At 63.0% G+C, this 21,526-nt stretch carries 18 protein-coding genes; 3 read left to right on the top strand and 15 right to left on the bottom strand.

The features are described from left to right. Positions 1-3: 3 nt before the first annotated feature. The 4 genes from argF to VRS74_RS03090 all read right to left on the bottom strand — a co-directional run bounded on the left by argF (position 4) and on the right by VRS74_RS03090 (position 4,684). On the bottom strand, positions 4-930 hold the full coding sequence (argF, locus tag VRS74_RS03105; protein ID WP_354143883.1) for an ornithine carbamoyltransferase: 927 nt from the start codon (positions 928-930) through the stop codon (positions 4-6). Between the two features lie 29 nt (positions 931-959). Continuing rightward, positions 960-2,150, bottom strand: a complete 1,191-nt coding sequence (locus tag VRS74_RS03100) for an aspartate aminotransferase family protein (RefSeq protein ID WP_354143779.1) — start codon at positions 2,148-2,150, stop codon at positions 960-962. Positions 2,151-2,272: 122 nt separating this feature from the next. Next, positions 2,273-2,998: a cold-shock protein gene (locus VRS74_RS03095; protein ID WP_354143778.1), complete on the bottom strand. Its 726-nt coding sequence runs from the start codon at positions 2,996-2,998 to the stop codon at positions 2,273-2,275. 264 nt (positions 2,999-3,262) lie between these two features. Then, on the bottom strand, positions 3,263-4,684 hold the full coding sequence (locus tag VRS74_RS03090) for an amidohydrolase (RefSeq protein ID WP_354143777.1): 1,422 nt from the start codon (positions 4,682-4,684) through the stop codon (positions 3,263-3,265). A gap of 62 nt (positions 4,685-4,746) precedes the next feature. On the opposite strand from VRS74_RS03090, the gene VRS74_RS03085 reads away from it, so the two are divergent. Genes VRS74_RS03085 through VRS74_RS03075 form a run of 3 tightly spaced genes read left to right on the top strand, consistent with a single transcriptional unit; the run spans position 4,747 to position 7,717 of the window. Then, a complete protein-coding gene (locus VRS74_RS03085) occupies positions 4,747-5,166 on the top strand; it encodes a hypothetical protein (protein WP_354143776.1) in 420 nt (139 codons plus the stop codon). Continuing rightward, the gene (locus tag VRS74_RS03080) at positions 5,159-6,106 is read left to right on the top strand and encodes a sterol desaturase family protein (protein WP_354143775.1); all 948 of its coding nucleotides are present in this window, start codon (positions 5,159-5,161) and stop codon (positions 6,104-6,106) included. The genes VRS74_RS03085 and VRS74_RS03080 overlap by 8 nt, the downstream gene beginning before the upstream one ends. A gap of 24 nt (positions 6,107-6,130) precedes the next feature. Then, a complete protein-coding gene (locus VRS74_RS03075; protein WP_354143774.1) occupies positions 6,131-7,717 on the top strand; it encodes a GMC family oxidoreductase in 1,587 nt (528 codons plus the stop codon). 3 nt (positions 7,718-7,720) lie between these two features. On the opposite strand, the gene VRS74_RS03070 is transcribed toward VRS74_RS03075, so the two are convergent. The 11 genes from VRS74_RS03070 to VRS74_RS03020 all read right to left on the bottom strand — a co-directional run bounded on the left by VRS74_RS03070 (position 7,721) and on the right by VRS74_RS03020 (position 21,515). Continuing rightward, positions 7,721-8,248, bottom strand: a complete 528-nt coding sequence (locus tag VRS74_RS03070) for a GNAT family N-acetyltransferase (protein WP_354143773.1) — start codon at positions 8,246-8,248, stop codon at positions 7,721-7,723. A gap of 67 nt (positions 8,249-8,315) precedes the next feature. Continuing rightward, complete coding sequence (locus VRS74_RS03065; protein ID WP_354143772.1) at positions 8,316-10,997, bottom strand: TonB-dependent receptor plug domain-containing protein; 2,682 nt, start codon at positions 10,995-10,997, stop codon at positions 8,316-8,318. Between the two features lie 364 nt (positions 10,998-11,361). After that, positions 11,362-12,708, bottom strand: a complete 1,347-nt coding sequence (locus tag VRS74_RS03060) for an ammonium transporter (RefSeq protein ID WP_354143771.1) — start codon at positions 12,706-12,708, stop codon at positions 11,362-11,364. A 22-nt stretch (positions 12,709-12,730) separates the two neighbouring features. Beyond that, positions 12,731-13,069 carry a P-II family nitrogen regulator gene (locus tag VRS74_RS03055; protein WP_354143770.1) on the bottom strand — a complete coding sequence of 113 codons (339 nt, stop codon included), beginning with the start codon at positions 13,067-13,069 and terminating at the stop codon, positions 12,731-12,733. A gap of 161 nt (positions 13,070-13,230) precedes the next feature. Next, positions 13,231-13,929 carry an endonuclease/exonuclease/phosphatase family protein gene (locus VRS74_RS03050; protein ID WP_354143769.1) on the bottom strand — a complete coding sequence of 233 codons (699 nt, stop codon included), beginning with the start codon at positions 13,927-13,929 and terminating at the stop codon, positions 13,231-13,233. A gap of 12 nt (positions 13,930-13,941) precedes the next feature. Then, positions 13,942-14,499 carry a pyridoxamine 5'-phosphate oxidase family protein gene (locus VRS74_RS03045; protein ID WP_354143768.1) on the bottom strand — a complete coding sequence of 186 codons (558 nt, stop codon included), beginning with the start codon at positions 14,497-14,499 and terminating at the stop codon, positions 13,942-13,944. After that, positions 14,499-15,368, bottom strand: a complete 870-nt coding sequence (locus VRS74_RS03040) for an alpha/beta fold hydrolase (RefSeq protein WP_354143767.1) — start codon at positions 15,366-15,368, stop codon at positions 14,499-14,501. The genes VRS74_RS03045 and VRS74_RS03040 overlap by 1 nt, the downstream gene beginning before the upstream one ends. A gap of 37 nt (positions 15,369-15,405) precedes the next feature. Continuing rightward, the gene (locus VRS74_RS03035; protein WP_354143766.1) at positions 15,406-16,953 is read right to left on the bottom strand and encodes a peptide chain release factor 3; all 1,548 of its coding nucleotides are present in this window, start codon (positions 16,951-16,953) and stop codon (positions 15,406-15,408) included. A gap of 107 nt (positions 16,954-17,060) precedes the next feature. Next, positions 17,061-19,451, bottom strand: coding sequence for a phenylalanine--tRNA ligase subunit beta (gene pheT / locus VRS74_RS03030; protein WP_354143765.1), 2,391 nt, complete (start codon positions 19,449-19,451; stop codon positions 17,061-17,063). Then, positions 19,448-20,548, bottom strand: coding sequence for a phenylalanine--tRNA ligase subunit alpha (pheS, locus tag VRS74_RS03025; RefSeq protein WP_354143764.1), 1,101 nt, complete (start codon positions 20,546-20,548; stop codon positions 19,448-19,450). The genes pheT and pheS overlap by 4 nt, the downstream gene beginning before the upstream one ends. Before the next feature lie 64 nt (positions 20,549-20,612). After that, positions 20,613-21,515, bottom strand: coding sequence for a helix-turn-helix domain-containing protein (locus VRS74_RS03020; RefSeq protein ID WP_354143763.1), 903 nt, complete (start codon positions 21,513-21,515; stop codon positions 20,613-20,615). Between the last annotated feature and the right edge of the window lie 11 nt (positions 21,516-21,526).

The following is a 21,526-nucleotide window of genomic DNA, read 5'->3' as shown; positions in this document are numbered from 1 at the left end:
CCGCTAGAGTTTGCCAAGGCACCACAGGAGGACCGACTTCTGTGCGTGGATGCGGTTTTCGGCCTCATCGAACACAACCGAGCGCGGCCCTTCGAACACGCTTTCGGTCACCTCTTCGCCAACATGCGCCGGAAGGCAATGCAGGAAGAGAGCATCGGGTTTCGCATGCGCCATCAAAGCATCGTTGACCTGATAGGGCGCCATCGCCGCCAGCTTGTTGTGGGTGTGCTTCTGCCCCATCGACACCCAGGTGTCGGTCACAAGCACGTCCGCGTCCTGCGCCGCCTCTGCGGCATCGCGGGTGAGCGTTACATTGGCACCGCCGGCGCGCGTCATCTCGACGAATTCGGGATCCGGATCATAACCGGCAGGTGTCGCCACGCGCACGTTAAACTTCATCAGCCCCGCCGCCTCAAGGATCGAGTGCAGCACATTGTTGCCATCGCCGAACCACGCCAGTTCGAGCCCGGGCAGCGGCTTGCCATGCTCGATCAGGGTCAGGAGATCAGCGACGATCTGGCACGGGTGCGAACGATCTGTCAGGCCGTTGATCACCGGAACATGGGCGTAATGCGCCATTTCCTCGACCTTGGCATGATCGTCGGTTCTCAGCATGATGACGTCGACCATCCGGCTGAGCACGCGCGCCGTGTCGGCAATGCTTTCGCCGCGACCGAGCTGGCTTGACGAGGAATCGAGCACCAGCGTCGATCCGCCCAGCTGGCGCATGGCGACATCGAAGCTCACCCTGGTGCGGGTCGAGTTCTTCTCGAAGATCATCCCCAGCACATGGCCGGCCAGCGGCTGGTCCGCGTCGGGTTTCCCCTTGGGCCAACCCTGCCGCGCCGCCTTGCGATCGATCGCATCGGCGAGCATCGCGGCGAGCGCATCGCCCCCTGCATCCGAGAGGTCGAGAAAGCTGCGCACCATCGGCGCCAGGTCCAGCGGCTTGTCGGCCATCAGCTTGTCTGCGGCAGCTCGAAGCTTGCCGCCCCCGCCGAAAGCTTCTCGAAGAACTCATCGAACTCGGCGTCGTCCGCCACCAGCGGCGGCAGGATGCGCAGCGTGTTGTCACCTGCGGCCACCGTCAGCAGTTGGTGGTTGTCACGCAAATGGGCATAGAAGGGCCGGCTTTCGACCTTCATCTTCAGGCCGAGCATCAGCCCCTTGCCACGCACCAGCTCGAACAGGTCCGGATAATTGCCGATGAACTGCTCGAGGCGACTGCGCAGCCGCTCTCCCTTGTCGCGCACTTGCGCGAGGAATTCATCGTTGGCGACAGCGTCCATCACCGCCATGCCAGCTGCCATCGCGAGCGGGTTGCCGCCATAGGTCGAGCCATGCGTGCCGAGCCCCATGCCGCGCGCGGCCTTTTCGGTGGCGAGGCAGGCGCCCAGCGGGAAGCCGCCGCCAATCCCCTTAGCAGTCGCCAGGATGTCGGGCTCGATCCCGTATTGCTCATAGGCATAGAAAGTGCCGGTGCGCGCCACGCCGCATTGCACTTCGTCGAGCACCAGCATCAAGTCATGCTGGTCAGCCAGTTCGCGCAGCCCCTTCATGAAGCTGTCTGATGCCGGGCGGATCCCGCCTTCGCCCTGGATCGGCTCGACAAGGAAACCCGCCGTGTGCGGCCCCATCAGCGCCTTGGCGCTTTCGAGGTTGTCGAACTCGGCATATTTGAACCCGGCCAGCAGCGGCGAGAAGCCGTGATGCATCTTCTCCTGGTTCGACGCGCTGATCGTCGCCATCGTGCGCCCGTGGAAGGCATTGGCGAAGGTGATCAGCTCGAACCGCGTCGTGTCGCCCTGATGCTGGTGATAGGCGCGCGCGGTCTTGATCGCGCATTCCACCGCTTCGGCGCCCGAATTGGTGAAGAACACCGTGTCGGCAAAGGTCTTGTCGACCAGCCGCTGCGCCAGCACTTCGCCTTGCGGGCTGCCATAGAGGTTCGAGACATGCATCAGCGTTTCGGCCTGGCGCTGGATCGCGCCGATCAGGCCTTCGTGCGAATGGCCCAAAAGGTTCACCGCAATCCCGCTGGCGAAATCGAGATATCGCGTCCCGTCCTCATCGATCAGGTGGCAATGCTCACCGCGCACCGGCCGGACGCCACAACGCGGATAGACGGGCATCAAGGGAGTGATCGACATTTCGGGACCTCTGGCAATTTTCGAATCGGATAAACGAGAAATGGCGGCCCATCAGGACCGCCATCTCCGCGTCGTTTAGATGCTGGCACCGGGTCGGTCAAACGACCGGGCCAGTAAGGTGATCAACCCTGGACGGGAACGAGGTTGACCGCCGAGTGCTTGCCTCGTCGATCGACTTCGAGGTCGAACTCATAGCGCTCGCCTTCGTTGAGCCCCGAAAGACCCGAACGTTCGACTGCGCTGATGTGAACGAACGCATCGGGCTGGCCGTCGTCACGGACGAGGAAACCAAAACCCTTCATCGAGTTGAAGAACTTGACCGTGCCGGTCGCCTTCTCACCGGTGAGTTCGCGTTGCGGTGCCGATGCAGGCGCCGAACGCTGCGCCACGGGAACGATGTCGCCGACGATCTGCAGGTCCTGGGCAGAAACTTTCCCGCCGCGATCAACCAGGTTGAACTCCAGTTCCTGCCCTTCGGCAAGCCCTTCAAGGCCGGCGCGCTCGACAGCACTGATGTGGACGAAGATGTCTTCCCCGCCAGTTTCCTGCTGGATGAAGCCGAAGCCCTTCTGGCTGTTGAAGAACTTCACCACGCCCTTGCCGGTGCCAATGACCTGTGCGGGCATGCGGCTGAAACCGCCGCCACCACCGCCGCCAGGCCCACGGCCTCCGCCGCCACCGAACCGGTCCCCGCCACCGCCGCCACGTCCGCCGCCGCCAAAGCGATCCTGTTGTCCGAAATTGTCGCGCGGAGCGAAGCTATCGCCGCCGCCGAAAGGATCGAAGCCGTCTTCGCCGAATCCATCGCGCTTGTCCCGGCCCCGGCGGCGCCCTCTGTCGTAACCCATAACCTACTAAGTACCTTGTAACTCCGCCCGAATATCCTGGCGCCGTTGCTATGGACGGACAAAAGCAACCGGCGCAGCAGGCATTGCGGCATAATGCCGAACCCCCGTCTCTAGTACCAATATAGCGCACAAAGGCGTGAGACGCGAATGATTTAACGCCTGCCGCATCTTAGGCGCATAAATGTGACATTTTCGCATTCGAATATTTGTCTCACGCCCTCGCAAACCTTCCATCTGATGCGCGAAGTCGAAGCCTGGCGATGCCTACTTGCGATAGTCGAGCGCTGGCGCGCGATCGCCCAGCAGCGAGCGATACTGGTAATCGGGCCCGCGCGAAGCGTCGAATTCGGCCTTCGCTGCCGCGCGCAGCTCCGGATTGGTGAACAACTCGACTGCCATCAATGCCATGGCCTTTGCGGCAACCTGCGCGCCCTTGTGCCCGATTGAGTTGCCGCTCGCCGCCACCGCCTGCCAACTATGCGCAGTGGTGCCCGGGACCCAGGTGGCAGTCCTCACGCCGACAGTCGGCGTCGCCCAGGACACGTCGCCCACATCGGTAGAGCCATAACCGAGGCTCTTCGAATAGGGCTGGATCTCCGCTGCACTGTCGAGCGGCTTGGCAGCATTGCCAAACGACTTCTGGATCTCGGCCGCCCATTCGCGCTCTTCCTGGGTGTAGATGACGCCGCCAACCTGTCGCAGCTTCGCATCCATCACCTTGGCCAGCGCCTCGTTCACCAGCAGCGGGTTGTTGCCGTGGATCACTTCCCATTCGACCTTGGTGCCGGTGCCAAGCGCAGCACCGCGTGCGGCATCTTCCAGCCGCGCCCAGATTTCCTCGACGCCTTCCGGGGTCGGATGACGGACGTAATAGAAGGATTCGGCAAAGTCGGGCACCACATTGGGAGCGTTGCCGCCGGAAGTGATGACATAATGCATCCGCGCCTGTTGCGGCATGTGCTCGTGCATCATGTTCGCCATCATGTTCATCGCTTCGACCCCGTCGAGCGCCGAGCGGCCACGCTCGGGTGCACCGGCGGCATGCGCCGAGATCCCGGTGAAGCGGAACTTGGCCGATCGATTCGCAAGGCTGGTCCGCGCGGCAGCGCTGTTCTCGTCATCGGCGTGCCAGTGGATCGCAATATCGACATCGTCGAACAGACCGGCGCGGGTCATGTAGACCTTGCCCGAGCCGCCTTCCTCGGCGGGTGTGCCATAAAGCCGGATGCGGCCCGGCGTGCCGGTCGCTTCGAGCCAGTTCTTCACGGCGATGGCCGCCGTGAGCGAGCCCGCGCCGAACAGATTGTGGCCGCAGGCATGGCCCGCACCCTTGCCTTCGACCGGATCGCGGGTTGAGGATGACGACTGGTTGATGCCCGGCAGCGCGTCCATTTCGGCCAGGATCGCTATCACCGGTCCACCCTTGCCCCATTCGGCGACGAAAGCGGTGGGAATTTCGGCGACACCCGATTCGATCCGGAAGCCCTCCGAAGTAAGCTCCTCCATCATCAGCGCGCTCGAGCGCTCTTCGAGAAAGCCGACTTCTGCCCAGTCCCACAGCTGATGGGCGATACGTGCGGTACGCTCTTGCTGGGCTGCGACTTCGGCGGCGGGATCGACGCCCTGAGCTGCCAGCGGGCTGGCTGCAAAGGCGGCAATGGCGATCAGGCTGGCAAATGACTTCATCGAATCTCCCCTAGATGCGTTGCGCTTGCCGCAATCCGCGCGCCGTGCCAATGCGCAAATCGATGAATGTGTCGCCACAATTGCTCCAGTTCGCAGGATCGTTGGTCGCCATACTTGCCCTGGCTGGGATTGCGCGCGCGCTGAAGCTGGGAGGCGAGCCCAAACTCCTGCAAGACGATGACGTGCGGCGCGCGGCTGGCGAAGCGGTTGAGGGTTTCAGGCCAGTGGCGATTTCGCGCGACCGCGAAGGGCGCGGCGCGATCCTGCGCGACGCCGCCGGGCGAGTGCTGGTGCTGAAGCCGCATGGCAACTTCTTCGCGGGCCGCTTGCTGGCGGCCACGGCACGGGCTCGGCTGAACAGCCCCACCGCCCTCGAAATCGACAGCGGCGAGCGGCGCTACGGCAAGGTCAGCCTGGACATTGACGATGCAGCGGCTTGGGCCGAGGTCGTAAATGCCTTAGGAAGCACCCGACATGCCTGATTTTTCGCCCGTCGATTACGCTGTTCCCGGCTTCGTGGCCTTGGTCCTGATCGAGATGATCTGGGCGCGCTTTCGCCGGCGCGAAGCCTATGAAGCGCGCGATACTCTGGTCAGCCTCGCCTTCGGCCTCGGCAGCACCGTTTCGGGCCTTTTGACCGGCGGCTTCTTTTTCCTGCTGTTCCTGTGGACCTGGCAATTCCGCCTATTCGACATCGGCTGGGCCTGGTGGGCCTGGGCGCTGTGCTTCGTGCTCGATGACCTCAAATATTACTGGGTCCATCGCGCCGGGCATCGCATTCGCTGGATGTGGGCGGCGCATGTCAACCACCATTCGAGCCAGCATTACAACTTGTCGACCGCGCTCAGGCAAACCTGGACCAATCCGTTGACCTTCGGTTTCCTGTTCGCGCTGCCGCTGGTCCTGCTCGGTTTCCACCCGGTCATGATCGCGATCTGCGGCGGGTTCAACCTGATCTACCAGTTCTGGATCCACACCGAAGCGATCGACCGGATGCCGCGCTGGTTCGAAGCGGTGATGAACACGCCGAGCCACCACCGCGTGCACCACGCCACCAACCCGCGCTATCTCGATCGCAACTATGCCGGCGTGTTCATCGTGTGGGACAAGATGTTCGGCACGTTCGAGTCCGAGAGCGACGAGGAAAAGATTCGCTACGGGATCATCAAACAGCTCGGCAGTTTTAACCTGCTCTGGGCGGTGTTCCATGAGTGGATCGGCATCGTGCAGGATATGTGGCGCGCGCCCTGGGGCAGCAAGCTGGGCTATCTCCTGCGCGAACCCGGTTGGACGCATGACGGCAGCCGCGAAACATCCGACATGATCCGCGCGCGTTGGCTGGCTGGCCGGGAAGAGGCATCGCTAGCTGAAATTCCAGTGGCCAATCAAAACCCGATTGCGGGACAGGGCGAGCCTGCCTAACACTCTCCTTCAAGAGGAGAGATGATGGATACTTTCGATTATATCGTGATCGGCGGCGGCAGCGCGGGGAGCGCAGTGACCGGGCGGCTGGCTGAAGACGGCACCACCAGCGTGTGCCTGCTCGAAGCGGGGGGCCGGAACAACAACTTCCTGGTGAAGACGCCGGGCTTCATGCCTTTCCTGCTCAAGAATGCGAACTACCGCTATGAGACGATTCCGCAAAAGGGGCTGAACGGCCGGATCGGCTACCAGCCGCGCGGCAGGGGGCTTGGTGGCTCCTCGGCGATCAACGCGATGGTCTATATCCGCGGCAACCGTTTCGATTACGACAATTGGGCCGCGCTCGGCTGCACCGGCTGGGGCTATGACGACGTGCTGCCCTATTTCAAGCGCAGCGAAGGCAATGTGCGGGGCGACGACGATTACCACGGTGCGGAGGGCCCACTGTCCGTCTCTGACCAGAAATGGCCCAACCCCACCAGCAAGGCCTTTGTCGAAAGCGCCGCGCAATTGCAGCTGCCACGCAATGCTGACTTCAATGGCGAGCGCCAGGAAGGCTTCGGACTTTACCAGGTGACGCAAAAGGATGGCGAACGCTGGTCTGCAGCGCGCGCCTATGTCGAACCGCTTCGCGGCAAGCCCAATCTCGACATTCGCACGGGATCGATGGTCGAAAAGCTTGTGATCGAGGAAGGTCGCGTCACGGGTGTGGCAATCAAGCGCGGCGGCAAGCGCGAAGTGGTGAAAGCGCGGCGCGGTGTGATCCTCTCTGCCGGCGCGTTCAATTCGCCGCAGATCCTCATGCTGTCAGGCATCGGGCCCGGCGAGCACCTGCAGCAGAACGGCATCGAAGTGCTGCTCGACAAACCTGCCGTCGGCAGCGACCTTCAGGATCATATCGACTACGTTTCGGGCTGGGCGACCCAGTCGACCGAGCCTTTCGGCAATTCGCTTGCCGGAACCTGGCGGATGATCATGGCGATCATCGAGCACCGCCGCCAGCGCACTGGCATCATGACCACCTGTTTTGCGGAGAGCGGCGGGTTCTGGAAAGTCATGCCCGACAGCCCGGCCCCCGATGTGCAGTGGCACTTCGTGCCCGCAGTGCTCGAAGACCACGGGCGCGAGAAAGTGAACGGCCATGGCTTTTCGCTCCACGCCTGCGTGCTGCGCCCGGAGAGCCGGGGAACGGTGCGGCTCAATTCGCCCAACGCGGGCGATGCGCCGCGGATCGACCCGAACTTCCTCGATGACGAGCGCGACATGGCCGTGATGCGCGCAGGCGTGCGCCTGTCTCACCGGATTGTCGATGCACCGCCGCTATCCGATTACCAGCCGGTCGATCGCCATCCGATCGACCTCAACGACGATGCGCAGCTCGACGAGTTGATCCGCAACCGCGCGGATACGGTTTACCACCCGGTAGGAACCTGCCGGATGGGCAGCGATCCCGAGAGCGTCGTCGATACGACGCTCAAGGCACACGGGATCGAAGGCCTGTGGATCGCCGATGCCTCGATCATGCCCCGGCTGGTGAGCGGCAACACCAACGCGCCGAGCATCATGATCGGCGAGCGCTGCGCCGATTTCGTAAAGGCCGCGAGCGGCTAGAGCCTAGGCAATCCGCTTCCACATCGTAGCGAGCGGCACCGGCACGGCGCCGTTCTCGTCGAACCATTCGCTTTCGACCTGGTAGCCGCAGGATTCGTAAAGCGGCTTGCCCGACATGGTTGCAGCCATTTCGAGCTCGCGGAAGCCCTCCTTCCGCGCAGCTTCCTCGGCAGTTTCGAGGATCAATCGGCCGATGCCCTTACGCGTGTGATCGGGGTGTGTGTACATCGCCCGGATGCGCGCACGCTCGGTGGCGGGATCGAGCAGGCGCGGGTCGCGCCCGGCCGAATGGTTGCCGCCATAGAGGGTCGCACGGCGCGACCAGCCGCCGCAGCCGACCAGTTCCCCCGCTTCTTCGACGCAAAAATAGGTCCCGTCTGCGATCAATTGCAGGTCCAGCCCCATTCCGGCGCGCGAGGCAGCGATCTGTTCAGGCGAAAGGAAGCCCTGCTGCAATTCGCCGATGGCGCGATCCATCAGCGCAGCGATCGCCGCAGCATCTTCCTGGGTGGCCACGCGGACTTCAAGCATCGATCAACTCCAAATGAAAAGGGGCGACCGATGGCCGCCCCTCTCCCTTATCCGAGTTTGCTCCCGATCAGAACTGGAAGCGTGCTCGCACATAATAGCTGCCGCCGCTGAAGCCGAACGGCGAGCGTTCGCCATATTTGGCGCCGACGATGCCTGCCCACGGGTTGAGCGTGGGGTAGGTGTCGAACAGGTTCTGCGCGCCAGCGGCAATTTCGAGCCCGTCGATCACTTCATAGCCCAGCTCGGCATCAACCGTCAGCTTGGCCTTGGCATTGATCGGCAGGGTGTCGTCTTCGAGGTGCGCCTCGAAGTACTTGCCGAAGTAGTTGGCGCGAAGCAGCCCGCGGACGCGGCCTTCTTCATGCGTGATGTTGAGGAAACCCTTCCAGCGGGGCAGGCCTTCCTCGAGCTGGCGTGCACGTGTGCTCGAAATGGTCGCGCCCAGATTGGTGACGTCTGTCTTGGTGTAGTTCACCGCCAGAGTCGCCTTGGTCACGCCACTTTCGGTCACGTTGAACCGCGTGTTCGCCACGAAGTCGATGCCCTGCGTGCGGGTGTCGAAATCGTTGTTGAAGAAGGCGAACGCAACCAGATCTTCGAAGCCGGTGAAATCGGCCCGGTCGATCACGCCTGCAGCATCAAGCTGGGTCAGCAGTTCCGCCGGCGGCGGAGTGTTGCCCGGTGCGCAGCTGGTCGTCACGCCTTCGCGATCTGCCAGGTAGCAAAGCGCCGCCGGGAAATCGATCGTCGAAGAACGGGAGATGCGATCTTTCAGCTTGATGTTGAAGTAGTCGATTGTGAAGCTCACCGCGCCCACGTCACCCGCGATGCCGAGCGTGAAGCTGTCGGCCTTTTCCGGGCCAAGCGTAGGACGAGCAAGGCCGAGGCCGCCATTCGCAACGCTATCCGCGATATAGTCCGAAGCGATCAGGCCGGCCGGGCTGTTGAGCGGGAAGGTGCCTTCGTCCTGCAGTGTGCCATTGGAGAACTGCGTGGTGACGTTGATCACATTCGCCTGGCCCGCCGTCGGGACGTGGAAGCCAGTCGAATAGGTACCGCGCAGGCGGAACCCATCGGAGACCCTGTACAGTGCGCCGGCCTTCCATGTGGTGGTGTTGCCGAAGCTCTTGGTGTCTTCGTAACGGACTGCACCTTGTAGCGTGAGTGCGTCGATCAGATCGGCTTCGACGTCCAGATAGACGGCGGTGTTGTCTTCCTTCCACGAACCGGCGCTGTTGTCGGCAAAGCCGGGGAAGCCGTTCGAGCTGGTCGAGAAGCCCTGGCCGAAGGGATAGGCCGCCGTAGGCTGGGCCAGCGGGCCAAGCTCGAAGGATTCAGGATCGCCTGCGGTGATCGTGAACTTCTCGTTGCGGTGCTCCGCACCGGCCGCAATGTACACGCTGCCGCTGCCGACCGGCAGTTCGTAGCCGAGGTTGAGGTTGAAGACCTGTTCGTGCTGTGCGTAGCCGCCGGGGTTGAACTCGGTCGGCGTGTTCGGGCCGAGCGATGCGTTCACCGTGTTGCGGATCGCGAAAGTCGATTTGTTGCGACCGTTGCGATAGCTCAGGTCGAAATCGAGCCCGCCAAGCAGCTGCCCCTTTACGCCGGTCGCAATCGAGTAGTCCTCGATGTCGCCGCCGAAGCGCGGAGTAAAGCCGCCCGGGAACATTTCAACGAAGGAGAAGCAGTTCGCGCTGGCCTGGACCGCGGCGAGAACCGTCGGATCGGGCAGCAACCCGCCGCCAGCGGTCAGCGGAATGCCGGCCGGGCAATCGCCTGCAGTTGTGTTCGACATGTCGCCGACCAGGATCGATGGCACGGCATTGGCTGCGGTCGATGCGGCGCCCGTCACCGGATCGACCAACGGACCGGCATAAACCCCGCCGCGGTTGGTCGGGTTGCGGAAGAAGAAGCCGCCGTCGACATTGCGTTCGGCATAGTTGCCGAATGCGTAGATCGAGATGTCCTCAGTCACGTCGAGGCCGAAATTGGCGAAGAACTTGAAATCGTCGTTGACGTTTGGCTGGCCCCAGATCTGCGCCGGATCGGCAACCGCAGTGTTGCCAGCAGCGATCAGTGCCGCGGCGTCATCGCGCTGCACCGAACGGACGGTGGCATCGGATTCGCCATATTCCATGCTGAGATTAAGGAAGCCCGCGTCAGTGATGGGCAGGCCGATGTTCGCGGCGATCTGGTAATTGTCGCCATCGCCTTCGTAGGTCGAGCCCCACTTGCCCGAGATCTCGCCACCTTCAGCACTGTCCTTCAGGATAAAGTTGAGCACGCCCGCGATCGCGTCCGAACCATATTGCGACGATGCGCCGTCGCGCAGCACTTCGAGCTGCTTGATCGCGATCGAAGGGATCACCGAGATGTCCGGCCCCTGCGAGCCGTCGGAAATGCCGCCGCCGAGGAATGCGATGACCGAAGCGCGGTGCATGCGCTTGCCGTTGACGAGAACCAGCGTGTTGTCGGGCGAAAGCCCGCGCAGATTGGCCGGGCGCACCAGCGTGGCCGCGTCCGAAATCGGCTGTGTGCTGACGTTGAACGACGGCACCGAGATGCGCAGCGCATTGCCGATGTCATTGTCGGCCTGGTTGCTGAGTTCTGCACCCGAAACGATATCGACCGGTGCGACGGTGTCGGCAGCGGAACGATCTGCCTGGCGCGTACCTGTAACGATGATCCGCGGAGCTTCCGCCCCGTCACCATTGGCATCCTGCGCCATTGCGGGGGTCGCCGCAGTCATTGCCGCCGCACCACACAAAAGGACCGAGCGGTATGCAACCCGCATGGGGTTCCTGATTTTCATCGCCTTATCTCCCTGAATTACCACCATGGATAGGAGAATCATCGAAAGCCCGCGGCGGCGCAAGGCCATTGTCGCAGGCATCCCTGCAATGAAGCCACAGTGTCACACTGCTGCAACACAGAAAAAAGGGGCCGGAGCGGCTGGCTCCGGCCCTCATAGGCTTTACGTTCGCAGGAGGAACGTGGTGAGGCGGGGGGAGGGGAGAGAGGAGAGAAGTTCCGCCCCCCGCCAAACTTGGTATTTCTCGCTGGTCACGTCGCGAAAGGCGAAGGCCGGGCCCCACCTTTCGCGCGACGCTCCCTTAGTTGTAGGCGCGCTCCCCGTGTTCGGAGATGTCGAGGCCGTTGACTTCGGATTCTTCGTCAACCCGCAGGCCGATCAGGAGCTTGACGAGGTAGCCGGCGATCAATGTGCCGATACCGGCCCAAACAATCGTCACCAGCACACCGTGGGTCTGAGTCCAGAGCTGCTCACCGAGGCCGGTCGAACCGTCTCCCGGGCCTCCGAGGAACGGCTGGTAGACCACCGCCGTACCGATTGCGCCGACGATACCGCCTACGCCGTGGATGCCGAACGCATCGAGCGAGTCGTCATATCCGAGCTTTGCCTTGATCTTGGCCACGGCGAAGTAGCAGACGGCCGACGAAACGATGCCAAGCAGGATCGCGCCGAAGGGGCCGCTATTGCCTGCCGCCGGAGTTACCGCAACCAGGCCGGCGATCACACCCGAACAGAAGCCCAGGGCCGAGCCCTTGTGCCCAGCCAGGCGCTCGATAACCATCCAGGTCAGCGCAGCAGAAGCGGTAGCGACGAAGGTATTGATCATGGCAAGGCCTGCAAAAGCATCCGCTTCCAGAGCAGAGCCCGCATTGAAGCCGAACCAACCCACCCACAGCAGACCGGTGCCGACCATGGTCAGCGTGAGGCTGTGCGGCGGCATCGGCTCTGCCGGGTAGCCGCGACGCTTGCCCAGCAGATAAGCAAGTACGAGACCCGATACGCCGGCGTTGATGTGCACCACCGTGCCACCGGCGAAGTCCAGCGCGCCTTTCTCGAAGAGATAGCCGCCACCTGCCCACACCATATGCGCGATCGGGAAGTAGACGATCGTCAGCCAGATGGGCACGAACAGCATCAATGCGTTGAACTTCAAGCGCTCAGCCGTCGATCCGAGGATCAGCGCGGCGGTGATCGCAGCGAAGGTCATCTGAAAGCTGATGAACACATATTCGCTGATCACTTCGTCGGAGAAGGTGGCAGCGGTGCTTTCATAGGTTGAAGCAGTCAGGAACAGATTGCCCCAGCTGTAGAACGCGTTGCCTTCCGGACCGAAGGCAGTCGAATAACCCCAGATCACCCAGACGATCATGGCCAGCGCAGCGGTTGCACCGACTTGAGTCATGGTCGAAAGCATATTCTTCGAACGGGTCAGGCCGCCGTAGAACAGCGCGAGGCCCGGCAGGATCATGAGCAGGACCAGCAGGGTCGAGGTCATCATCCATGCGTTGTTGCCGGGATTGGGAACAGCTGCCGCTGCTTCGGTTGCGACTTCGGCGACCACTTCGGCCACCTCCTGCGCCATGGCAGCGGTCGCGACAAACATCGTCGCCCCGATTGCACCGGCGCCCTTGAGCATTGTTCGGATCATTGTGTTGGTACCCCTCATGAGCCTAGAGCGCCGTGTCGCCGGTTTCGCCGGTGCGAATCCGGGTGGCGGAAGCAAGGTCGAGCACGAAAATCTTGCCATCTCCGATGGCATCGGTGCTGGCGGTTTGCTGGATGGTTTCGACCACTTGCGCGGCGATGTCGTCGCTCGCGGCAATTTCGATCTTCACTTTCGGCAGCATATTGGTCGAATATTCGGCCCCGCGGTAAATTTCGGTCTGGCCCTTTTGGCGGCCGAAGCCTTTCACCTCGGACACGGTCATGCCGGCGACGCCGATGTTGCCCAGCGCTTCGCGGACCTCATCGAGCTTGAACGGTTTGATTACGGCGATGATGAACTTCATCTCTGCCCCCTACTGCTTACCGGGCGCTTCCCGGCTGTGCAGGTGCAGCAAAAGCCGTGCCAACTCGGCTAACTGTCAGGAATCCGTAGCGGAGGAGGTTCCAAAAGCCTGCCGCTCATTCAGGCAGGATAGGATCTATTGCCTAATTATTAATCTCTCGATTATTTTTTAGGCAATGTCAGGCGGGCCCATACAGGCAGGTGGTCCGATGCCTGAGCCGCCATCGCGCTGTGGTGCACCCCGCTGGCGACATAGTCCCAGTCAGGCGTGGTCACGATCCGGTCGAGCGGCGCGATCGGGCGGCGCGCAGGATAGCTCGCCCCGGGGGTGATCTGCTGCCAGGCGACCCCGAAGGCGCGCATCGCGCCGGTCAGCCTGCCCCACTGGTTGAAATCGCCCATGATCACCGTCGGGAGGCGCGGGCGCGCGGCACAATGGCCAAGCATGGCATGCACCTGATCGCGCCGCCTGATGCCCGAGATGTCGAGATGCGCGCCGAGTATGCGGAGCGGCCGGCCTTCGAGCTCCAGCTCGCCCATCACTGCGCCGCGCGGCTCAAGCGTGGGGAGGTGCAGCGCTTCGGACAGGGTGCAATGAATGTCGCGCCGCACGAGCAGCGCATTCCCATGCCAGCCGAGGCTGCGCGGCCGCTCCGACACGGCAAGCGGCCGCCAATGCGTGTCGTCGAGCATGGCACGGGGCAGCACAGCCGCGCGCTGGCCGAAGCGCCGGTCGGCTTCCTGTAGCGCGATGATATCGGCATCGAGCTCGCGCAATACGGTGATGATACGGTCCGGGTCGCGGCGTCCGTCAAGGCCTACAGCCTTATGGATATTGTAGCTGGCGAACGTCAGCTCCACCCGGCGCGCCCGCTAGTCACCCGCGATGTAGCGATCGGTCGCGCGAGTCGGCAGCCCGTCGATGCTGCTGATGCGGAGCGACATCTTGGCCGCCCATTCAGCAGGGTTGGACTGCGCATGCGCCTTCTTCAGCGTTTGCCGCTCTTCCTGGAACTCCATGAAGGGGACGCCCCAGCCACAGCTCGTCTGCACGCTCTCCACATCGATCACGAAAATCTGCCGCGTACCGGGCAACAGCGTGAAATGCACCGCCAGCGCTTTCCATTCATCGTCCTGCGGCAAAACCGCGCGCCCACGCCCGTAGATGCGCAGGATCAGCGCGGGCTGCTGGAAATTGCAGAACATGATGGTGATGCGCCCATCGGCCGCAAGATGCGCATGAGTCTCATTGCCCGAGCCGCCCAGGTCGAGATAGGCCACCTGTGTGGGCGACAGCACGCGAAAGGCGTCATAACCCTTGGGGCTCAAATTGATGCGCCCGTGCGAGGCCGCGGTGGCGACGAAGAAGACGGGCTGCTGCCGGATCATCGCGACATGCTTGTCTTCCAGCGCATCGAAGAAATCCGCCATCAGAGGAAATCCCGCAGCGTCTGCATGAAGCGGTCGAACTGGTCATGATGGAGCCAGTGCCCGGCCTTCTCGAACTCGATCACCTTGGCATTGTTGAAATATTTGATGCGACCGTCCTTCTCCGGGTTCGAAGCCCAACTGTCCGCGCCATAGAGTAGCAGAGTGGGGCAAGTGATCGCGTCCCAGGTCTGCTGGAGAAACTCGTCAGCAATGTCCTCGACGCCCCAGATGTTGAGATGCGGATCGAACTTCCAACTGAAGGTGCCGTCCTCATTGCGATTGACGCCGTGGATGGTGAGATGCCGCGCCTGTTCCTCGGTGAGGTAGGAATTCTCTTCGATCATGCGCGCGAAGGCGTCTTCGATAGAAGCATATTTGCGAGGAATGCGGCCTGAAGCTGCACGCTTCTTGCCGATCCACTCTGCGAAACGTTCGGGATAGGGCCTGGCGCGCATCTCTTCCTGCCGCGCAGGGCTCGGCCCCAGCCCCTCGATCGCAACGATCTTCCTGACCATATCTGGGAACACGCCAGCATAGCGCAGGGCGACATTGCCGCCCATCGAATGGCTGACGATCGTTACCGGCCCGACATCAAGCTGGTGTATGAACTGCGCCAGGTCATACACCATGTCATTGGCCTGGTAGTTCCCGTCCGAAACCCAGTCGCTGTCGCCATGGCCACGGTGGTCCATCGCGACGACATGCCAGTCCGCGCAGAGCGCTTCGGCCGTCCAGTCCCAGCTTCGCGCATGGTCGCGCCCGCCATGCACCAGCACCAGCGGCGGCTTGCCGCGATTGCCCCAGTCGACGTAATTGAGCCGCAGCCGCTGCGAGATGAAGGTCTGGTTGGTGGGTCCGGTGCCGTTCATGCCGCATCCATGCCGTGAAGCAGGGCGGCCTGCAAGCCTACCGTTCCTTGGTCGCCGAGAAGGTAAGCTCGGGGTTCTTCTCGACCTGATAGCTCACGTCCCATGGGCTCTTGGCCATGAACACGAGATCGCCGTCGCGGTCGCGCGCCAAATTTGCGCGGTTGAAGTCCGCAAAGCCCTTCAGCGCCGCATCCGCGCCCTTGAGCCAGCGCGCAGTGGCGAAGGGCGATGCCTCGAGCACGGCTTCGACCTTATATTCGGCTTCAAGCCGGCTGATCAGCACTTCGAGCTGGAGCTGCCCGACCACGCCGACGATCCATTGCGCGCCGATCTCCGGGTAGAAGACCTGGATCACGCCCTCTTCTGAAAGGTCGTCGAGCGCCTTGCGCAGCTGCTTGGTCTTGGTCGGATCCCTCAGCACCACGCGGCGCAGGATTTCCGGCGCGAAATTGGGCAGGCCGGTGAAGCGGAGCTGGTTCTTCTCGCTCAGCGTATCGCCCACCCGCAGCGTGCCATGGTTGGGAATGCCGATGATGTCGCCCGCCTCGGCCGTATCCGCCAGCTCGCGGTCTTGCGCGAAGAAGAGGATCGGCGAATGGACCGCGATCGGCTTGCCGAGGCCCGAAGGCGTCAGCTTCATGCCGCGTTTGAACGTGCCCGAGACCATCCGCATGAAAGCGATCCGGTCGCGGTGGTTGGGGTCCATGTTGGCCTGGACCTTGAAGATGAAGCCGGTCACTTCATCGCGCGTCGGCGGGATCTGCTCATCTCCGGCGGGCTGGGGCCGCGGCGGCGGTGCAAAGCGCGCGATCGCATCGATCAGCTCGCTGACGCCGAAATTCTTCAGCGCCGATCCGAAATAGACCGGGGTCAGATCGCCATTGCGATAGGCCTCAAGGTCGAACTCCGGATATCCTGCCTGCGCCAGTTCGATCTCTTCGGCGAATTCATCCGGGATCGCGGCATTCTCGTCGCGCGTACCGAGATATTCCTTCGACGGGCCTTCGGGGCGGCTGATCGCACCGCTGGCGAAGTCGAGTATGCCTTCGAACCGTCCACCCATGCCGACCGGCCAGCTCTGCGGCGACACGTCGAGCGCCAACATGTCGGCCACTTCGTCGAGCAGCTCGAAGCATTCGCGACCTTCGCGGTCGACCTTGTTGACGAAGGTGATGATGGGGACCGAGCGCAGACGGCAGACTTCGAACAGCTTGCGCGTCTGCGGCTCGATGCCCTTGGCCGCGTCGATCACCATGATGGCGGAATCGACCGCAGTCAGCGTGCGATAGGTGTCTTCCGAGAAGTCTTCGTGCCCCGGCGTGTCGAGCAGGTTGAAAGTGATCGTCTCGCGCCCGGAGTCCGTCTCGAACTCTTTCTCGAAGGTCATCACGCTGGAGGTCACCGAGATGCCGCGCTGCTGCTCGATCTTCATCCAGTCTGAGCGTGCGCGGCGGGCCTGCCCGCGTGCCTTGACCTCGCCCGCAAGATGGATCGCGCCGCCTTGCAGCAGCAGCTTTTCGGTCAGCGTGGTCTTGCCCGCGTCGGGGTGCGAGATGATCGCGAAGGTACGTCTGTTCGAAGTCATAAAAGCCGTTCGTGCTGAGCCTGTCGAAGTATGAACGGCCCGTTCGAGCGACCCTTCGATCCTTCGACAAGCTCAGGACTTCAGGGCGAACGGGCCTCTACCGGCGATCAACCTCTCAATTCCGCTCCCTGCTTGGCCGCCGCCGCGACGATCGCTTCGGAAATCGCCTTGAGGTCGGCATCCTTATAGCTCGCCTGCTGCGGCTGCAGCGTCACTTCGATCGCGACCGATTTCTTGCCCTCGGGGACACCCTGCCCCGCGAACACGTCGAAAACGCGCGCGTCGACGATGTTCGCCTTGTCGACGCCCTTCACGGCACGCACCAGCTCGCCCGCGGGCAGTTCGGCCGGGACGAAGAAGGCAAAATCGCGCGTCACCGCTTGCAGCGCAGGCGGCGCATAGGCACTGCGCCCGAATGTTCCCCCGCCCTTCTTGGGCGGAATCGCGTCGAGGAAGATTTCAACCGCCGCGACCGGCCCGTCGATATCGAAGGCTTTACAGGTCGCGGGATGGAGCATGCCGAAACGCGCGAGCACGTTCTTGGGCCCGAGCCGCAAGGTCGCCGACTGGCCGGGATGGAACTGCGCACCAGCTCCCCCCATCACCATCAGGTTCTGGACCGGTGCCCCGGCAATCTCGAGCAGCGCCATGGCCTCGGCCTTGGCGTCATAGGCGTCGAACTTCGTTGCCTTGCCACTCGCCCAGCCGCGCGCTGTCTTCTCGCCCGCCAGCACAACCCCCAGCGTCGGCTTCTCGTCGCTCGCCCCGCCTTGCCCGCGGAAATAGCGGCGCCCGATCTCGAAGAGCAGCAAACCATCGGCCCCGCGATCGAGGTTGCGCTTGGCGGCGCTGATCAGCCCGGGCAGTAGCGAGGGGCGCATCGCCTTCATGTCTTCGCTGATCGGGTTCTCAAGCACCCAAAGCTGCGAGCCATCGGCGAAATGCGCAGCGTCATCAGTGGGCAGGAAGGACCAGGTCACCGCTTCGTTGAGGCCGCGCGCAGCGGCGGCACGGCGCAGCTTGCGCTCCATCGCCTGTTGCGGCGTTGCGGTTGGCCGGGCGACCCCGTCCGCCCGAGACAGAGCAACGCTCGCCACCTTGTCGAGCCCGTGGATCCGGACAACTTCTTCGACGAGGTCTGCCGCGCCCTCGATATCGTGGCGGCGCAGCGGACAAGTCACATGCCAATCGGCCGAAAGCTTGAAGTCGAGGCTTTCGAGAATGCGGCGCTGCTCGGCCTCGGGTATTTCGACACCTCCCAGCTGCGCGGTGAGCGCCGGATCGAACGCGACCACCTTCGGCTCAGCGGGCGGCGCACCTGCATGCACCATCTCGCTTGCAGTGCCTCCCGCATGTTCGACGATAAGCGCGGTCAGCAGATCGAGCCCGTCATCGAGGAAGGCAGGATCGACCCCGCGCTCGAAGCGCGTGCGCGCATCGGAAGTCAGCCCCAATGCCCGACCCGTCGCACCGATCCGAGCCGGATCGAAATAGGCGATCTCGAGCAGCACATCCGTGGTGTCTTCGCTCACGCCCGAATGCTCGCCGCCCATGATGCCGGCGATGTCATGCACGTCGCTGTCATCGGCGATCACCGTCATGCTGCCGTCGAGCGCGTAGGTCTTCTCGTTGAGCGCGAGCACCTGCTCGCCGTCATTGGCACGCCGGGCAACAACCGCGCCAGTCAGCTTGGCAAGGTCATATGCGTGAGCCGGGCGTCCATAGGCCAGCATCAAATAGTTCGTGAGGTCGACCAGCAGCGAGATTGGGCGCTGGCCCGCGCTGATCAGCCGCTGCTGCAGCCATTCGGGCGAGGCTCCATTGGTGACGCCCTTGACGACGCGGCCATAGAAAGCCGGGCACCCTTCCGGATCGTCGGTGCGGATTTCGACCGGGCAAGCGCCCTTTGTTTCGAAACCAGGGATCGCGATCGGCTTGAGCGCGCCCAGGCCAGCCGCGGCCAGGTCGCGCGCGATGCCGTAGACGCCCATACAATCGGGGCGGTTGGGCGTAATCGCCACGTCGATCACTGGCGAAGCGCCGTGATATTCGGCGAAGCTGGTGCCAACCGGAGCATCTTCAGGCAATTCGATGATGCCATCGTGCTCGTCGCCGAGTTCGAGCTCGCGCACCGAGCACATCATTCCGTTCGATTCGACCCCGCGGATCGCGCTCTTGCGCAATTCCATGCCGTTGGCGGGAACGACTGCGCCGGGCAGGCCCAGCACGCCCTTCATCCCCGCGCGGGCATTGGGCGCACCGCAGACCACCTGCAGCGGATCGCCCTCGCCGGTGTCGACGGTGAGCACGCGCAGCTTGTCGGCATCGGGATGCTGGACCGCAGTCAGCACCTTGGCGACGCGGAACCCGGCGAGCTTTTCGGCCGGGTCCTCGATCCCTTCGACTTCGATCCCGATCCGGTTGAGTGCAGCCGCGATCTCCTGCACCGATGCATCGGTGTCGAGATGGTCCTTGAGCCAGGTCAGCGAGAACTTCATGCGCGCGCTCCCACACCTGCGGAGAGCGTCGGCTGGTCGAGATGCGAAAAGCCGTAGTGGTTCAGCCAGCGCACATCGCCGTCGAAGAAAGCGCGCAGATCGTCCATGCCGTATTTGAGCATGGCGAGCCGGTCGACGCCTACGCCGAAAGCAAAGCCCTGCCATTCGTCGGGATCGAGCCCGGCGAATTCGATCACCCGGCGGTTCACCATGCCGCTGCCCAGCAGTTCCATCCAGCCGTGCCCCGGCGCATCGCCGTCGCCGCCCAGCACTCGCCGACCATCGACCACTTCGAAGCCGACATCGACTTCGACCGAAGGCTCGGTGAAGGGGAAATATGACGGGCGCAGGCGCAACACGATGTCGTCACGCTCGAAGAAGGCCTTGAGGAAAGTTTCCAGCGTCCACTTGAGGTGGCCCAAGTGGATGTCGCGATCGATCACGAGCCCTTCGACCTGGTGGAACATTGGCGTGTGCGTTGCGTCGCTGTCGCTGCGATAGACGCGGCCCGGCGCGATAATGCGGATCGGGGCGCCCTGGGCCACCATGCTACGGATCTGCACCGGCGATGTGTGCGTCCGCAGCAGCATAGCGCGGCCTTCGCTGTCCTTGTCAGGGAAATAGAAGGTGTCGTGCATTGCGCGCGCAGGATGACTTTCATCCATGTTGAGCGCAGTGAAATTGTGCCAGTCGTCTTCGATTTCGGGGCCGGTCGCGACTGCGAAACCCATGTCCGCAAAGATTTCGGCGAGTTCGTCCATCACCTGGCTGACCGGGTGCACCGATCCGCGCGCAGCTTCGGGCGCGGGCAGGGTGAGATCGAGCCGCTCGCTGGCCAGCTGCGCTTCGAGTTCGGCCACCTCGAGCGCATCCTTCCGGGCGGTGAGCGCGTCGGTCACTTCGGCGCGGATCGCCTGGATCGTCGGAGCGGCCTGCTGGCGCTCTTCGGGCGGCATCGCGCCAAGCGTCTTGAGCGCAAGGCTGACCCAGCCCTTCTTGCCCAGCGCCGCCACGCGCAGTTCTTCGAGCGCATCAAGCGTATGCGCATCGGCGATCGCGGCCAGCGTGGCCTCTTTCTGTGTGGTCAGTTCGGTCATGGTATCAGATTCACTATCGGAGGGCGCCCCGCTAGCGGCAAATGGCCGCCAAGGCAAAGTGCTTTCAGGCCGGGCGGTCGAGAGTCTGGGCGGGAGAACCCCACATGCGTGCCCGCGCTTCGATGAAAGATGACAGGATGGGGTGATCCTGCGCGGCATATTCACTAGGCGACATGCTCATGAAGGCGCGGAACTCGCGCGTGAACTGCGCCTGGTCGTGATAGTGTTCGTCGATCACATCGGTCCACTTGCTGCCCTTGTGCAGCATGAAGCTGGTGAGGCTTCGCATGAAGCGCTGCCGCCGCATCAGGAGCTTGGGCGTGAAGCCGAAGTGGCGCGCACAAATGCGTTCCAGGCTGCGCATCGTCAGTTCAGCCCGGTCGGCCAATTCGGCCACACTGCCCAGATCCTCATCGACTAAGGCGCGGTGCAAATTGACGATCGTAGCTTCGTCGCGATGCCGCCGCCCCAGCCGACGCATCGCCGCGCACAGAGCATCGAATTGCTCCTCCAAGCTTGCGCCGGGATTGCAAAGGACCTCGCGGAGCGTGGCGAACTTGCGAAACACCGGATGCCGGGTTCCGTCCCATACAGTGTCGGAAAGCTCCTTCGCATCCGCATCGATATAGCGCGCCCAGCCGAGCGGAAGGAAACCGACCCCCCACATGCGAACCGTTCCGAGTTCGAATTCGGTGGGATGCGAACTGGGTCCAGTCGCGGTGAAGTTCGTATCGGTGATGGGCTCGCGGCCCGCCATGCGTGACCATGGCGCTACTCCGCAAAAGAAGCGAATGTTGCCCCACTCGGGTTGCAGATAGTCGCGCAGCCTGCCGTCGCCTTCGACATCAAGCTCAAGCCGGTAGAAGGACGTGAAGCAACCTTCGAACTCTTCTGGCGGCGCAAAGAACCGACTGCGTATCACATACGCCGCATCGTCCGCCCCATTGCCATCGCCCGACCCACGCATGGGTGCATGTT

The organism is Altererythrobacter litoralis, assembly GCF_036324225.1.
GTDB lineage: Bacteria > Pseudomonadota > Alphaproteobacteria > Sphingomonadales > Sphingomonadaceae > Erythrobacter > Erythrobacter litoralis_A.
This window is presented reverse-complemented; position numbering and strand designations above follow the sequence as displayed.